The sequence below is a fragment of the Parasphingorhabdus sp. DH2-15 genome (assembly GCF_051668705.1).
In the GTDB taxonomy this organism is placed as follows: domain Bacteria; phylum Pseudomonadota; class Alphaproteobacteria; order Sphingomonadales; family Sphingomonadaceae; genus Alterisphingorhabdus.
Genome location: NZ_CP196351.1, coordinates 75,684 through 89,179 on the forward strand (window position 1 = coordinate 75,684; position 13,496 = coordinate 89,179).

At 50.1% G+C, this 13,496-nt stretch carries 16 protein-coding genes; 10 read left to right on the forward strand and 6 right to left on the reverse strand.

All coding sequences use genetic code 11. The annotated features are described in order from the left end of the window. Window positions 1-28: 28 nt before the first annotated feature. The gene (locus ACR9YC_RS00355; protein ID WP_438728591.1) at window positions 29-493 is read right to left on the reverse strand and encodes a hypothetical protein; all 465 of its coding nucleotides are present in this window, start codon (window positions 491-493) and stop codon (window positions 29-31) included. A gap of 110 nt (window positions 494-603) precedes the next feature. Between ACR9YC_RS00355 and ACR9YC_RS00360 the strand changes: the two genes are divergently transcribed. The 3 genes from ACR9YC_RS00360 to ACR9YC_RS00370 all read left to right on the forward strand — a co-directional run bounded on the left by ACR9YC_RS00360 (window position 604) and on the right by ACR9YC_RS00370 (window position 3,827). Continuing rightward, the gene (locus ACR9YC_RS00360; RefSeq protein ID WP_438728593.1) at window positions 604-1,224 is read left to right on the forward strand and encodes a hypothetical protein; all 621 of its coding nucleotides are present in this window, start codon (window positions 604-606) and stop codon (window positions 1,222-1,224) included. Beyond that, window positions 1,214-1,828, forward strand: coding sequence for a hypothetical protein (locus ACR9YC_RS00365; RefSeq protein ID WP_438728595.1), 615 nt, complete (start codon window positions 1,214-1,216; stop codon window positions 1,826-1,828). Before ACR9YC_RS00360 ends, ACR9YC_RS00365 begins: the two co-directional genes overlap by 11 nt. Window positions 1,829-2,003: 175 nt before the next feature. Beyond that, window positions 2,004-3,827, forward strand: coding sequence for an AMP-dependent synthetase/ligase (locus ACR9YC_RS00370; protein WP_438728597.1), 1,824 nt, complete (start codon window positions 2,004-2,006; stop codon window positions 3,825-3,827). 42 nt (window positions 3,828-3,869) lie between these two features. Here ACR9YC_RS00370 and ACR9YC_RS00375 read toward each other — a convergent pair whose 3' ends face one another. Next, a complete protein-coding gene (locus ACR9YC_RS00375; protein ID WP_438731876.1) occupies window positions 3,870-4,427 on the reverse strand; it encodes a hypothetical protein in 558 nt (185 codons plus the stop codon). A 283-nt stretch (window positions 4,428-4,710) separates the two neighbouring features. On the opposite strand from ACR9YC_RS00375, the gene ACR9YC_RS00380 reads away from it, so the two are divergent. Together ACR9YC_RS00380 and ACR9YC_RS00385 are read left to right on the forward strand one after the other, a co-directional pair. After that, on the forward strand, window positions 4,711-5,868 hold the full coding sequence (locus ACR9YC_RS00380) for a sensor histidine kinase (RefSeq protein WP_438728599.1): 1,158 nt from the start codon (window positions 4,711-4,713) through the stop codon (window positions 5,866-5,868). A gap of 129 nt (window positions 5,869-5,997) precedes the next feature. Then, window positions 5,998-6,747, forward strand: coding sequence for a LytR/AlgR family response regulator transcription factor (locus ACR9YC_RS00385; protein ID WP_438728601.1), 750 nt, complete (start codon window positions 5,998-6,000; stop codon window positions 6,745-6,747). Window positions 6,748-7,216: 469 nt separating this feature from the next. Here the strand turns inward: ACR9YC_RS00385 and ACR9YC_RS00390 are convergent, their stop codons facing one another. The 4 genes from ACR9YC_RS00390 to ACR9YC_RS00405 all read right to left on the reverse strand — a co-directional run bounded on the left by ACR9YC_RS00390 (window position 7,217) and on the right by ACR9YC_RS00405 (window position 9,639). Beyond that, window positions 7,217-7,579 (reverse strand): UrcA family protein, encoded by a 363-nt coding sequence (locus ACR9YC_RS00390; RefSeq protein ID WP_438728603.1) that lies wholly within the window; start codon window positions 7,577-7,579, stop codon window positions 7,217-7,219. Between the two features lie 436 nt (window positions 7,580-8,015). Further along, entirely contained in the window at window positions 8,016-8,789 is a 774-nt protein-coding gene (locus ACR9YC_RS00395; RefSeq protein ID WP_438728605.1) for a bifunctional sulfur carrier protein/thiazole synthase protein, read from the reverse strand. 90 nt (window positions 8,790-8,879) lie between these two features. Further along, entirely contained in the window at window positions 8,880-9,092 is a 213-nt protein-coding gene (thiS, locus tag ACR9YC_RS00400) for a sulfur carrier protein ThiS (RefSeq protein ID WP_438728607.1), read from the reverse strand. An 82-nt stretch (window positions 9,093-9,174) separates the two neighbouring features. Further along, a complete protein-coding gene (locus ACR9YC_RS00405; protein WP_438728609.1) occupies window positions 9,175-9,639 on the reverse strand; it encodes a MerC domain-containing protein in 465 nt (154 codons plus the stop codon). 170 nt (window positions 9,640-9,809) lie between these two features. Between ACR9YC_RS00405 and ACR9YC_RS00410 the strand changes: the two genes are divergently transcribed. From ACR9YC_RS00410 to rpsI, 5 genes are all read left to right on the forward strand, one after another. Then, window positions 9,810-10,937 (forward strand): COX15/CtaA family protein, encoded by a 1,128-nt coding sequence (locus ACR9YC_RS00410; protein WP_438731879.1) that lies wholly within the window; start codon window positions 9,810-9,812, stop codon window positions 10,935-10,937. Window positions 10,938-10,940: 3 nt separating this feature from the next. Further along, window positions 10,941-11,306, forward strand: a complete 366-nt coding sequence (gene cutA, locus ACR9YC_RS00415) for a divalent-cation tolerance protein CutA (RefSeq protein ID WP_438728611.1) — start codon at window positions 10,941-10,943, stop codon at window positions 11,304-11,306. Between the two features lie 71 nt (window positions 11,307-11,377). Continuing rightward, complete coding sequence (locus tag ACR9YC_RS00420) at window positions 11,378-12,277, forward strand: hypothetical protein (RefSeq protein ID WP_438728613.1); 900 nt, start codon at window positions 11,378-11,380, stop codon at window positions 12,275-12,277. Between the two features lie 177 nt (window positions 12,278-12,454). Next, the gene (gene rplM / locus ACR9YC_RS00425; protein WP_438728615.1) at window positions 12,455-12,934 is read left to right on the forward strand and encodes a 50S ribosomal protein L13; all 480 of its coding nucleotides are present in this window, start codon (window positions 12,455-12,457) and stop codon (window positions 12,932-12,934) included. Next, window positions 12,934-13,476, forward strand: coding sequence for a 30S ribosomal protein S9 (gene rpsI / locus ACR9YC_RS00430; RefSeq protein WP_438728617.1), 543 nt, complete (start codon window positions 12,934-12,936; stop codon window positions 13,474-13,476). The genes rplM and rpsI overlap by 1 nt, the downstream gene beginning before the upstream one ends. The last annotated feature ends 20 nt before the right edge of the window (window positions 13,477-13,496 follow it).

Sequence of the window (13,496 nt, forward strand, 5' to 3'; positions counted from 1 at the left end):
AGCTGAAATTGGGGGAAACTCCCTGTATTTATTTTGGTTTTTTGTTCGCTGATTTGAACATTTCTTCGGTGTAATTGGCCGGGTCTGGCGCCGTATCACCAGTAACACCTGCAGCAATTTCCTCATCTGTCAAAAATCTGATGGCAAAGCCGAGAGCATTGGTTTTGCCCCAACTAAATGCGGAAATATGGCTATCACCATAAGTGACGTTGATAACAGCGTCCGCATCCATTTTGCGGCCACGCTCCCAGACTTCTTTATAAATTTTCTTTTGAGACGGCTCTTTGCTGAAAATAGTGGCTTTGCGCACCCCTGCTTTTACCGGGCCGACAATCTTATAGGGTTTGTCCGTAATATCATATGGGAATACGGGAACGCCCATTTCCTCATTAACGACGACAAATTCTTTATCATCTTTCGCCAGCGCACCAACGGGCTGTGCAATAAGTGCGGCCCCTAGAAATGCCGCTGTTAAAGGTTTGAATCGCAACATAAACTCCTCCTCATAAAATCCCTCATAGCAATCATAACAATAAATATTTCTATTGCAAACAAAACGCTTTTGCTATGATATGTGGTAAATGTAACAGGGGGGGTCTGATTATGTTCGTTACAACATTTTTGATCAGCACAATGCAAGTAGACAATTCATCCATAGTCAAGGTCGCTCCTGCTTCGGTGTCAGACGATGTAGAAATAAATCAGGATAGTGAAACATTACTTGTAGATGATCACCCTGATGCTTTGACTTTTCAGCAAGAGCCTTTGGCAGATTCCATAGTTGAAGAGCCGCAAAGGATCTTTCTGCTAGTGGATACGCCTCTCCACCTTATGGCAATTAATGAAGTCTCGACCAAAGACCATTCCCCGGGCCATAAGTTCAAATTACGGGTTAACAAGCCTGTCCTTTATAAGGGAGAGATTGTTATTCCTGTAGGTACTATCGCATGGGGTGAACTTACTTCAGCCGAAAAAAGCGGCAATGTTGGCAAGTCAGGAAAACTAACGGCTAAGCTGTTGTATCTTGAGCTGGAAGGCAAGCAATATGCCATTTCCGGTGATATATCCGCGAGAGGGAAAAGCGGGAAAACGGCAACTATTGTCGGCGCATTGTCGCTTGGCATTGGCGGGCTTTTTGCAAAAGGCAATAATGCGAAGATCAAAGCCGGTGAATTAATGACGGCTTTTACTGCGGAAGAAATAGACATCACCAATGATGAATAGTTGGTCGATCATAAGTGTTGCTACCTGGCTTATAGCGTCACCGCTTGCAGGGCCTGGGTTTCATCAGACAAAACCCGCGACTGATGGAGAGGCGATTGAGGCAGAGATTCCCCAAAAAGGGGAGGGATTGAAAGAGGCGATTACTGCCAAGCAAGCGACAGAGAAGCCAGTAAAGCCATCGCAGGTTGTTTTGCCTGCTGGTTATGAGATTGCATTGGTTTTGAGCGATGATCTGTCAACAAAGCGACAGACAAAGGGCAGCCTGTTCAACCTTGAAGTGGCGCAGGATGTCGTCATTGATGGTGTTTTGGTCATTCCCCAAGGCGCTAAGGTTGTCGGTGAAGTCAGCTCGGCGCAGAAAAAGGGCATGTTTGGCAAATCGGGCTCCATTACGGCCCGTCTTTTATATGTAGAGTTAGCCGATCGAACGGTGCGGTTGCAGGGTGAAATAGGATATAATCGCCGGAAAAAAGCCGGCGCCGTTGTCTCCGAAACGCTTTTAACGGCCACAGCATTCGGCCTGATAAGCGGTCGTAGCGCGGTTATTCCCAAAGGAACAAGCGTGACTGCCAGAGTTGCGAAAGACGTTGTGATTTCATCGTAATATGGTGAAGATAAACGCGGTTTATCGAAAAGCGTCCACATAGGAACAGCCGTTTGCAATCCGTTATTTGCTCGTTTCATTTGCAAACCCTATATTCGTGACAGTCTTGGGAACAGGACTTGCGAAAAGCATGATGAGAGTCATAGATAGAACTGTAAGGGGAAGCACAGCGGATATGATCGACAAATCACTTGAGCAGTTTGACCAGTTTCCAAATCTGGTGGCAATGTTTCTGGCGCGGGTCGCCGAACGTGGCGACAATCCATTTTTATGGGCAAAGCGCAATGGTCAATGGTCCGCAATCAGTTGGAATGTAGCCGCGCAGCAAGTTGCGATGCTTGCTAAGGGTTTGAAAGAGATGGGCCTTAGCCCCGGAGACCGTGTCATGCTGGTTTCCGAGAACCGGCCTGAATGGTGCATGGCCGACCTTGCTATCATGGCAGCGGGCTGCGTCACTGTGCCGACATACACCACCAATACAGAACGCGATCACCAGCATATATTGGATAATAGCGGCGCTAAGGCGGTGATTGTTTCTGATGCAAAGCTGGCAAAAAACCTGTTGCCGGCGGTTCTGCGTTCATCACATGCGCGGCGAGTCATTGGCATTGATGATGCGGTAAAAGTTGGTCAGGCCAGCCGGTTTGATTATTATCCATGGTCTGATCTGGTTTCTGGTACACAGCAACAAATTGACGAGGCGCTGGCAGATATGCGCTATGCTGCAGGTAAATTGGCGCGCGATGACCTTGCTTGTTTGATTTACACCAGCGGAACTGGCGGTGCGCCGCGCGGTGTGATGCAGCATCACGGCGCTATATTGCACAATGTTAAAGGTCCGACCGAGGTCATCAAGCATGATTTTGGCTGGGATGATGAAGTGTTCCTCTCCTTCCTGCCACTCAGCCATGCCTATGAGCATAGCGCCGGGCAGTTTTTCCCTATCGGACTGGGTGCGCAGATTTATTATTCCGAAGGTCTGGAAAAGCTATCCAGTAATATTGAGGAAGTGCGCCCGACCATCATGGTGGTTGTGCCACGTTTGTTTGAGGTGTTGCGCACGCGGATTCTCAAAACGGTTCAGAAACAGGGTAAGGTCGCCAATTATCTGATGGACCGGGCGCTGACTATAGGTGAGAAAAAGCTGCAAGGCACGAAGCGCAAGCGCGATATACCTATGAATGTCATATTGGACCGTGCATTGCGTCCCAAAATCCGCAAGCGTTTTGGTGGGCGAATGAAAGCCATGGTGTCTGGCGGCGCTCCGCTCAACCCGGATATCGGCATATTCTTTGATTCATTGGGCCTGACTATGTTGCAGGGCTATGGCCAGACCGAAGCAGCGCCTATCATTGCCTGCAACCGCCCACGCACAGGCATTAAGATGGACACTGTCGGGCCACCATTGATTGATACCGAAGTGCGCATTGCCGAAGATGGCGAGATATTGGTCCGCGGTGAATTGGTCATGCATGGCTATTGGCGCAACCCAGAAGAAACCGCCCGGGTGCTGAAAGATGGCTGGCTGCACACAGGCGATATCGGCCATATTGATGATGCTGGCCGTATTGTCATAACCGACCGCAAAAAAGACCTTATCGTCAATGATAAAGGTGACAATGTCAGCCCGCAAAAGGTAGAGGGCATGCTGACCCTGCAACCGGAAATTCTCCAGGCCATGGTTGTTGGTGATAAGCGTCCCTATATTTCCGGACTGGTTGTGCCAGACCCTGAATGGGCATTGGAATGGGCGCGCGACAATGGGAAGAAATATGATTTCAATGAGTTGCAAGCATTACCTGAGTTTAAATCAGCGGTGCGCGAAGCGATTGATCGGGTCAATAAAGACTTGTCAGTGATTGAAAAAGTCCGCCGTTTTGATTTCGCTGATGAGCAGTTTACCATTGAGAATGAAGAGATGACACCGTCACTCAAAATTCGCAGGCATATGATCCGTGAGCGTTATATCGACCGGCTGAATGCTATGTATAAGAGCTGATCGCCCTTATCGGCGGTTAGCTGGTTTTCTTCCCCTTGCTGGTTAAGCAGCTTCGGACTCGGCCTCTACCCATTCGGGGAAGAATGTCGGCGCGACATGGGACCATCCCGGCGCAGTCGCTGCTGACTCGCTGATTGATTGCAGACATTGCTTGCGCAAATGTGGTGGCAATTGCGGCAAAGCTGCTGCGCCGCAAAAAGCGGCAGGCAACCACGGCCGCGCGGCGGCACCCAATAAACGCTCATAGAGAAAGCGATAGGCCGCAAATCCATCAAGGCGGCCCTGACAAAGATCATAGGCGGTGACGCGCATCAATGATGACATAAAGTCGCTATTGGCATCAGACAATAAGCGCTCTGATGCATTATCGGCTGGAATATTGCGGCGAAGCTCTGCCAATAACTGATATTGGCGATATTGCGCGGCAATAGAAATACGTTCCTGATCATTTCGCGCCCATGTTGAAATTGCATCATTGCGGGTCAAACCAACGTCCAGCGACCTTTTGATATAGCGCTGCGCCGCAGGAGAAAAGCTCGCAAATTCGCGAATTTCCGCGACAATGAATGCTGCTGAATCAATATGAGCAGAGTGTGACATGTTAGGCTGCGTCTCCATTATCATGACCGCAAGAAGCAGTTCACGGCCATTCTCGTTCATTCGGCCTGTCCCTTGATCCAACCGGGACAGTGACGCATTTATGAAAAAATATGGTTAGGATAGAGTTAAGGCTATTCGGTTTTTCCTATTTTCACGCTGTGGCACAGCGTTTTTGGTGAGAAAGCTGTCAAAAGCATCTGGCTTCGACAAAAACCTTATGCCGTTCGACCAGCCAATACCGTCATTAACGACAAATGGCCCGTATTTCTGCTATGCAGCACTTATGACGAACAAAAAACCGCAATTGCTGCGCAAACCAGCCGTAGATGTGCAAGTGGCTATGCTGTCTATTCTTGGCTTCTGGCTATTCTATGTCATTGTCACAACATTACGGTCTTTGATGATCGAATTGCCCGTCTCTCAGGTCGAGCTTGCAAAGCTACGCGTCATCGTCACCTTATTTGGCATTGTCGCAACATTTGGCCTTTACGGCCTTATTCGGCTGTTCGAAAAAAAGCGGCTCAGTGTGCGCATTGCCAGCGCTTTTGTCGGTGCTGTCCCTTGTGCTTTGTTGATCGGCATTATCAATTATGAAGTGTTGAACCTTTACGATCCGGCCAGCCTGTTTAACGATCAAAAAGCGCTGGAGGAATTTCAGAAACTGTCGCCGCTGGCGCTGATTATGGATGTTGCTTCGTCACGCTATTTCTTTCTCGTCGCATGGGCTTCGCTTTATCTGGCTATTAGCTATGCCGGTGAAGTACGCTTTGCTGAGCGGCGCGCTGCCCGTTTTGCCCAAGCGGCGCAACAGGCCGAACTGCGCTCCTTGCGTTATCAGGTTAACCCGCACTTTTTGTTCAATACATTAAATTCTCTATCATCGCTTGTTCTGCGCAATCGCCCGCAAGAGGCTGATGAAATGATCATGAACCTGTCGACATTTTATCGCACCAGCCTGTCGGGCGATCCGCTTGATGATGTGACATTGTCTGAAGAGGTTGAGTTACAACGTCTTTATCTGGCGATTGAAAAAGTCCGCTTTCCAGAGCGGTTGCAAATCGACATTGCTATAGCTGAACATCTGATGGATGCCTGCGTGCCTGGACTGATTCTGCAACCATTGGTTGAAAATGCCATTAAATATGGTGTGTCGCGTTCCAGTCGCCCTGTCACCGTATCTATTCGCGCGCATGAAGAGAATGGCTGTCTATCGATATCTATTGCCGATAATGGCGACCCGCTACTGGCTGATATTGATCCAGAAACCAGTAACGGCATAGGCTTGGCTAATGTGCGCGATCGGCTGGACACGCGCTTTGGTGGCAACGCTAAACTGACCACCATGTCCAAAGCGGAGGGCGGTTTTGAGGCGGTGCTGACCATTCCACTCACTCGCTCCCAAATACAGATTGAACAATTATCAGCACGTGCCGATGCATAATATTTGATAAATTATAGGGCAGTAGGCTGTAGGGTATATAGCCGCTGCTCAGTTACGATTAATGGCAAGGGACCATTACAAAGCTGTCATGGCCCGTTGATTTGGCCGGATAGTGATAAAGGGATGACTATGGTCAGGACAATGATTGTTGATGATGAGCCGCTTGCAGTTGAGCGGTTGCAGCTTTTATGTGCGCAGGTTGATGAGCTGGCACTGGTGGGAACCGCTGGTGACGGCGTAACAGCATTACGTATGGCCGAGGCACTGCATCCGCAATTGTTGCTGGTTGATATCAATATGCCACAAATGGATGGCATGGCGCTTGCGCGGGCTTTGGCAGAGTCTGAGCAATCACCTGCTATCATTTTTATCACGGCATATGACAGTTTCGCGGTTGAGGCTTTTGATCTGGCTGCGGTCGATTATTTGCTAAAACCTGTGTCGCTTGATCGCCTTAGCCGTGCAATAGACAGGGTGCGTGAACGGTTACAGGCCGAGAATGAGGGTGGCGCATCTGTAACCGCGTCACAGCCATCAGATGACGATCAATGGGCACGCGAATTCTGGGTGCCGCATCGATCCGAGTTAAAGCGTATTGATGCAGTGCAAATTGATCGTGTTGAGGCAGAGCGCGACTATATGCGTCTGCATGTTGGGAGCCGCAGCTATCTTTTGCACGAGACCATAAAAATATTGGAAGAGCGGCTTGACCCTGCCCAATTTATGCGGACGCATCGCTCTCATATTATTCGCAAAGATTTCATCAAGGGATTGCGCCATGAGGGCGGCGGCGTTTGGTTGACCGTATTGAAAGATGATACCGAGCTTAGAATTGGCCGCACCTATTTGACACAGGTTAAACAGCTGGCTGGGCGCTAAGCGTTCGCCATAGTCGCTTCAGATCATAGCCAAACAAAAACCGGCGGACACTGCGTACCACCGGTTTTTGATTCATGGCCTTAATCGACCACATATATTTTTCTGCTCTTGGCGCAGCAATAAAGGGTTTACGCCAATAGGCCCGGGATAACCGAAGCGGTGATGATGGCTGAGGTGATAAAGGCGATCAATTTTGTTGTACGTTGCATTATTTTTACTCCAAACAATAGAAAATAGCCCTGACATAGGGCTGAAAAGACAGGAATTTATATGATGTACCGTCTTTTGTGCTTACGATATGGGTTCGCATGACACATTGGAACGGTTACAAACCAAGTAATATTGTTTCTCCTAAAAACAATAAAAATTATAATACATAGGCGTAAAGTTTCTCTATCATGAAATAAAAAGGCTGCGCCGGCACCATTTGTAGGTGGGCGCAGCCTTGAAAGCTGTATCGAATAGGCGCTTATGACCCTATAGATAACTTTGCGTTTTCGGCAAATTCAGCACCTGATTTTGCTTGCGCAACCAACGTTACCATAGCTCTTTTGCCGCTAGATATAGCTGTTTTGTAGCATTGATTATAGTCGTTAATGGCAGTAATATTACGGTTAGGCTGGTGACCGCAAACCTTGCGTGCTGCGCCGCGGATACGGTTTTCCAGTCGCTTTGCACCATCTTCACTGGCAAGGTTTAGGTCACCATAGGCAACGGTTACTGTTGTGCTGGACCGGTTCATATCGTGATTTGCTTGTGCCGCACCTGTTGTTCCTATGGTGATTAACGCTGCAATGGCTGTAGCAGATAGTGTTTTTGTTAATTTACGCATCTGTTATTCCTCTTCATGTTGTAGCCGCTGCCTACGGGGCAAGAGACAGTCGGCCTGTTGGGGCGATGTAATAAGGGGTTTGCTACATCGCCCCGGGTTCAGGATTGTGAGAAGACCGATCATGTGTCCGGGGCTTGGGCGGCCCGTTCTGAGCCTCCTCACTCTTTCTTTATAGGTGAGATGGCTTGGAGCGTCGCCGCGCATTCGATGGACCGCCTTGCGCAGACGCCTTGTGCCGTTGGTCGCGACGAACTGCTCTTGATCGTCGACAAGTGTTTACGAAATGAAATAATTGCAGTGATTCATCGGTTATATATTACGGAATAATGCTACAAATTATAACAAGTCATCTTTTATAGTGCTCTTTTGAGCGACAATCGGTCTTTTCCGATTCGGGATGCGTATCGGCACACTAGGTGTTTTTGTGCAATACAGCTTAGATCAGACCTGCAAGCGGGCTTGAGGGATCGGCATAGCGGCGACGCCCCATGCGCCTTGCAAGATAGGCATGTCTGCCTGCCTCCACGCTCAGCTTCATCGCGGTAGCCATGCGTACAGGGTCGCCGGCCTCTGCAATCGCGGTGTTCATCAACACGCCATCACAGCCCAATTCCATGGCAATGGCTGCGTCTGATGCTGTGCCAACACCAGCATCAACCAATACCGGCACATTTGCGCCTTCTACGATAAGTCGGATCGTAACCTGATTCTGGATACCCAAACCAGAGCCAATAGGCGCACCCAAAGGCATGATGGCAACCGCACCTGCGTCTTCCAGCCGTTTTGCTGCTATGGGGTCATCAACACAATACACCATGGGCTTAAAGCCCTCTTTGGCCAATATTTCTGTGGCGCGCAGGGTCTCAACCATATCGGGGTAAAGGGTTTTCGCCTCTCCCAACACTTCCAGCTTCACCAGATCCCAACCACCAGCTTCACGCGCAAGCCTTAAGGTGCGGATGGCTTCGTCCCCGGTGAAGCAGCCGGCAGTATTTGGCAAATAGGTGACTTTTTTGGGATCGATAAAATCTGTCAGCATAGGAGCAGTGGGATCAGAGACGTTGACGCGCCTGACAGCCACTGTGACAATTTGCGCACCAGATGCTTCAACAGCGGCGGCATTTTCGGCAAAATCTTTATATTTGCCAGTGCCAACAATCAGCCGTGAGCTGAATATATGGTCGGCTACTGTCCAGCTATCGTCCGTCATAATGCATTTTCCATGGGTGTTGGGCTGTTTGAGAGTGAGAAGGCGCTGATCTATGATGTAATTATTTGCTATCAGTGCTAATGATATGGCTTAACCGCCACCGACAAAATGGACAATTTCCAATCGGTCGCCAGCCTGTACTACGATTTCTTTATGCTGGCTGCGCGGGGCAATTTCCAGATTGCGTTCTATGGCGACCTTTTCGGGTTTTAACCCCAGATGCAGACAAAGACCATGCAGCGTAAGCAACGCAGGCACGTGCCGTTCATCACCATTAATTTGAACAGAGACATTATTAGTCATAAACAGCGGAATAGCGCTTAGCGCCGCCTCTATGCAACAGCCTATTGCGGGATATTCTGGATTTGTATGTAGAGGGACGCGATTATACTGTAACAGCGCTTCGGCTGGAGCGGAAATAGCCGCCCAGATTGGCACGCCGATTAAGATCATGCCCAAGGGCCAAGAAGCCAACACCGGCGATGGTCGCCAATATCTCTGAGCCATTATGCGGCAAGGAGAGTGCGCCAAACATCATGCCAATGCCAAAAAAGCCCGTTGCCAATGGCATCAAATATCCGTGGCGCAAAAGCCCATCAATATATGCAAAGCCAGCCAGCAGAACGGCGACGCCTAAGCCGACTTCATGAATGATCGGATCAAGCAAAAATCCGCCGGCAGAGGCGAGCAGAGCCAAAACGGCCGCACTGACCAGACAATGCAAAGCACATAGGCCGGAGAGCGCCATGGCAAAGCCATCCACTTCCAGCTGTTCACGCTTGAACCACAGCACGCGTAAGCGCTGTTTGAATTGGTCAAACGGTGTTGATATGCCTCTTTCGAAATTCATGACGCTCACATAGGTGATAATATTACATTTCACAAGCAGATTGTTCGAAAATTGGTTAACTGTATATGACCGAACGGCCCTGTCTGTAGGAGACACGCAGAATCTGCAGGCAATCTGCATTTTGTCGAACAAACCTTGCGAAGTGCAAGGCTAATGCGCAAATGGGCGTTATGACACGCACCGATATTATAGAGTCGCCTGGCTCAGCCCGTGGCGGCGCAAAAGCGGCGCCATTGGCGATCAGCTATTGGCTCTGGGCGATTGCTCTCATGGTCTTTGCCATTGTGGTGGTGGGCGGCATTACGCGCCTTACCGAATCGGGCCTTTCAATTACTGAGTGGAAGCCGATTACTGGCGCCTTGCCCCCGCTCAATGAAGCAGCGTGGCAGGCAGAGTTTGATCTGTACAAATCAACCACCGAGTTTCAAACTGAACATAGCTATATGACTCTGGCGGACTTTAAATTCATCTATTTTTGGGAATGGGTGCATCGGTTTATCGCCAGAGCCATTGGTCTGGCTTTTGCATTGCCGCTTATATGGTTTTGGATACGCGGCCTGATTCCGCAAAATTATAAGCTGCGCCTGTTTGCTCTGCTTGCTCTGGGCGGATTGCAGGGCGCAATTGGCTGGTGGATGGTCGCCTCTGGCTTGGTTGGCCGCACGGATGTCAGCCATTACCGCCTAGCGGTGCATTTGCTGACTGCTTTGACAATATTGTCAGGCCTGATCTGGACGATCCGCGATTTGCGCAACCTTGCAAAATATGATGCACCGCCAAGAGCGATGAATGGTTTTGGCTGGCTGGTCATCGCTGCTTTATTTGGCCAGCTTTTGTTGGGCGCATGGGTGGCGGGCCTCAATGCCGGTTATGTCTCCAACACATGGCCTTTGATGAATGATCTGTTCTATCCGGCAGGCGTGATATGGGACAATGGCCTGTTGGCTACGCTTTCGGGAGACCCTATTTTGACCCATTTTCTCCATCGCTGGTGGGCATGGGGCGTGGCCATCACATTGGCAATATTGGCTTGGCGGGCCAGCCAAACCAGCCGTGTGGCAGCGGGCGTCTTGCTGTTGCTACTGGCGCTGCAAATAACCTTGGGTATCGCTACGGTAATAAGCGGCGTGAATATCAATCTGGCCGTTTGGCATCAGGCTGTTGGCGCTTTGCTGGTCGGGGCGACGATCTGGGCAATACATGTTCAGGCTCCAGCGCGCAGCCAAAGCGCGGCCAACAATGTGCGCAATTATAGCGGTAACGCGGCTATGCTTACTCCCTCCAATTCCGGTGTGTGACTTATGGCTTCTGAAACACTTTTGGAAAGCCGGTTGGACGGCAATCGCATAGTAACAGTCTATTGCACTTTCCCTGATCGCGATTCGGCACTCACCGCATCACGCAAGATAGTGCAGGAAGAACTGGCGGCATGTGCCAATATGCTTGGTGAGGTGCGTTCTGTTTATCGCTGGCAAGGTGAAATAGCCGAGTCTGGAGAGGTTGCGATTCTGTTCAAAACACGATTTGCAGCATTAGAGGCTCTGCGGACACGCATCAAAGCCCTGCACAGCTATGATTTGCCGGCCATCACCGTTTGGTCTGCGGATGAGACGGACAGGCAATTTGCTGACTGGATTATAGAACAAACAGGCGGCAGTCTGTTCTGAAACTCGCATAATCCGTTGCTAAGGCGGCTGATGAGATGGTTTTTTGTGATGGCATGGCCTAATAGGCTGGCATGACAATGGTATCGCATTTTTTCCGCATGGCGTGCATCGCCCTTATCTGCTGCCTGTCATTACCGGTTGCGGTGTTTGCAATATCACCCCTTCAGGGCGCAAGCGAAACAGAGGTTTTCCCTCTGCCCGTATTCGCCCCTGAAACGGACCAGCCATTGCTGTTCGAACACAAAATCGCGCGCGAGGGTAAGGGGTGGCAGGCATCGACCATTGTGAAGCGATGCGTGCGCTTTACCAAGATTGGCAGAGGCTTTCGCGCAGATAGCAAGGTTGTCGCTGTAACAGATAAAGGCCCTCCTAAGCTGGTTGCCTTGCTTGGGCTGGCCCAGACTGTCCGCAAAAGCGAGCATCTGGTTTTTGATCTGGATAGCAATGGGCGCATCATAGGCCTGCGCGATGAGCAGGCGAGTTGGGACCAAACGGTAACAGCTATAAAAGCATTGCGCGAAGATTTGCCGCAGCTGATTGAAAGCCCTGTAGGGCGGGCTGCCGGCCAGCGATTGATTGATAATATTCTGGCGACGCCCCCCGATCAGCGTGATGCTTATCTTGCAGAAGGATTTCTGCCAATCTTAGGCGTGAGCCCTTATGTAAAGCCAGAGCAGCAATTGCCGCTCATATTGCCTGCCACGCAGGAGCAAGTGCGTTTGGCAAAGCTGACCAAAGACTGGCTTATGCTTTCCATCATGTCTCAGCCAGTTGATGAGGCAGACAAACAACCAAGCGGCTATACTCGGTCACAGGGAGTGCTGAGATTAAGCCGCAAAGACGGGCTGCTGCTGGATTCAGAGCGCACGATAGAGACGCATATTGGTTCAAGCGTGCGCGTATCGCGTGAAAGCTGGCGACGACTTCCTCCAAATGACAGTCAGTCAGAACAGCTCTGCACGGCAGGATAGCCAAGAGGTATTATTTTACCCGCGCCAAAAGTATCGCTTTTGCTTGACTCTTGCCAGCTTAGCTTGCATTAGCGCGCCTCTGCCGCGACTGACGGGCTTGTCTTGCTGTCACGGCCAGTTTTCACAATCCTGACACTGTGTTGCAAAACACTGTCATTTATCCGGAGGTTTTGCCCGATGAAGGCGCTAACCAAAATGACTCGTGCGGTAAAACCTGCCGAAGTCGAAAAAAAATGGCATATTATTGATGCCGAAGATCTCGTGGTAGGCCGTGTTGCGGTTATCATCGCTAACATTCTGCGCGGCAAGCATAAGCCAAGCTATACCCCGCATGTTGATTGCGGCGATCATGTCATCGTGGTCAATGCTGGCAAAGTGAAGTTCACGGGCAACAAAACCAAGAACAAAAAATATTATAAGCACACCGGCTATCCCGGCGGTATCAAGGAAACAACGCCTGAGCGTATCCTTGAAGGCCGTTTTCCTGAACGTGTTCTAGAGAAAGCTGTTGAGCGTATGATTCCACGTGGCCCATTGGGTCGTGATCAGATGCGCGCGCTGCACCTGTTTAATGACACCGAGCACCCATATGATGGCCAAAAGCCTGCTGTGATCGATGTCGCTTCTTTCAACCGTAAAAACAAGGTGGGTGCATAATGTCCGATACCCGTCAATCACTTTCCGATATTAAAGAAGTCGCTGGCGAAGCGGCTGCTGCAAATGCAGCGGCTAGCGAAGCTGCGGATGCACCAGCGGAAGCTGTTGTTCCTGAAACACCTGCTGCACCATTGCGTGAGCAAGAGCTGGACAAATTTGGCCGCGCTTATGCGACCGGACGCCGTAAAGATGCTGTTGCCCGTGTATGGCTGAAGCCCGGCACCGGAAAAATCACCATTAACGGCCGTGATCAGGAAGTGTATTTTGCACGTCCAACATTGCGTCTGGTGATCAATCAGGTTTTCACCATTACAGATCGTGCAGGCCAATATGACATTGTTGCCACGGTTAAAGGTGGCGGATTGTCTGGCCAGGCTGGCGCGGTAAAGCATGGCATCAGCCAAGCCATTACCCGTTATGAGCCAGTGTTGCGCAGCACCGTTAAGGCGGCTGGCTTCCTGACCCGCGATAGCCGTGTTGTTGAACGTAAGAAATATGGCCGTGCGAAAGCCCGTCGTAGCTTCCAGTTCTCGAAACGCTGATCTTTCGGATCTTTATCATA

What these genes read in the sequence shown, in the direction of transcription:
- ACR9YC_RS00420 (WP_438728613.1), top strand. Translation starts at nt 11,378, where the DNA reads ATGACAATGGTATCGCATTTTTTCCGCATGGCGTGCATCGCCCTTATC.
- ACR9YC_RS00395 (WP_438728605.1), bottom strand. Translation starts at nt 8,789, where the DNA reads ATGACGGACGATAGCTGGACAGTAGCCGACCATATATTCAGCTCACGG.
- rplM (WP_438728615.1), top strand. Translation starts at nt 12,455, where the DNA reads ATGAAGGCGCTAACCAAAATGACTCGTGCGGTAAAACCTGCCGAAGTC.
- ACR9YC_RS00370 (WP_438728597.1), top strand. Translation starts at nt 2,004, where the DNA reads ATGATCGACAAATCACTTGAGCAGTTTGACCAGTTTCCAAATCTGGTG.
- ACR9YC_RS00355 (WP_438728591.1), bottom strand. Translation starts at nt 493, where the DNA reads ATGTTGCGATTCAAACCTTTAACAGCGGCATTTCTAGGGGCCGCACTT.
- ACR9YC_RS00385 (WP_438728601.1), top strand. Translation starts at nt 5,998, where the DNA reads ATGGTCAGGACAATGATTGTTGATGATGAGCCGCTTGCAGTTGAGCGG.
- ACR9YC_RS00405 (WP_438728609.1), bottom strand. Translation starts at nt 9,639, where the DNA reads ATGAATTTCGAAAGAGGCATATCAACACCGTTTGACCAATTCAAACAG.
- thiS (WP_438728607.1), bottom strand. Translation starts at nt 9,092, where the DNA reads ATGACTAATAATGTCTCTGTTCAAATTAATGGTGATGAACGGCACGTG.
- ACR9YC_RS00390 (WP_438728603.1), bottom strand. Translation starts at nt 7,579, where the DNA reads ATGCGTAAATTAACAAAAACACTATCTGCTACAGCCATTGCAGCGTTA.
- ACR9YC_RS00360 (WP_438728593.1), top strand. Translation starts at nt 604, where the DNA reads ATGTTCGTTACAACATTTTTGATCAGCACAATGCAAGTAGACAATTCA.
- cutA (WP_438728611.1), top strand. Translation starts at nt 10,941, where the DNA reads ATGGCTTCTGAAACACTTTTGGAAAGCCGGTTGGACGGCAATCGCATA.
- ACR9YC_RS00375 (WP_438731876.1), bottom strand. Translation starts at nt 4,427, where the DNA reads ATGTCACACTCTGCTCATATTGATTCAGCAGCATTCATTGTCGCGGAA.
- ACR9YC_RS00380 (WP_438728599.1), top strand. Translation starts at nt 4,711, where the DNA reads ATGACGAACAAAAAACCGCAATTGCTGCGCAAACCAGCCGTAGATGTG.
- ACR9YC_RS00365 (WP_438728595.1), top strand. Translation starts at nt 1,214, where the DNA reads ATGATGAATAGTTGGTCGATCATAAGTGTTGCTACCTGGCTTATAGCG.
- rpsI (WP_438728617.1), top strand. Translation starts at nt 12,934, where the DNA reads ATGTCCGATACCCGTCAATCACTTTCCGATATTAAAGAAGTCGCTGGC.
- ACR9YC_RS00410 (WP_438731879.1), top strand. Translation starts at nt 9,810, where the DNA reads ATGACACGCACCGATATTATAGAGTCGCCTGGCTCAGCCCGTGGCGGC.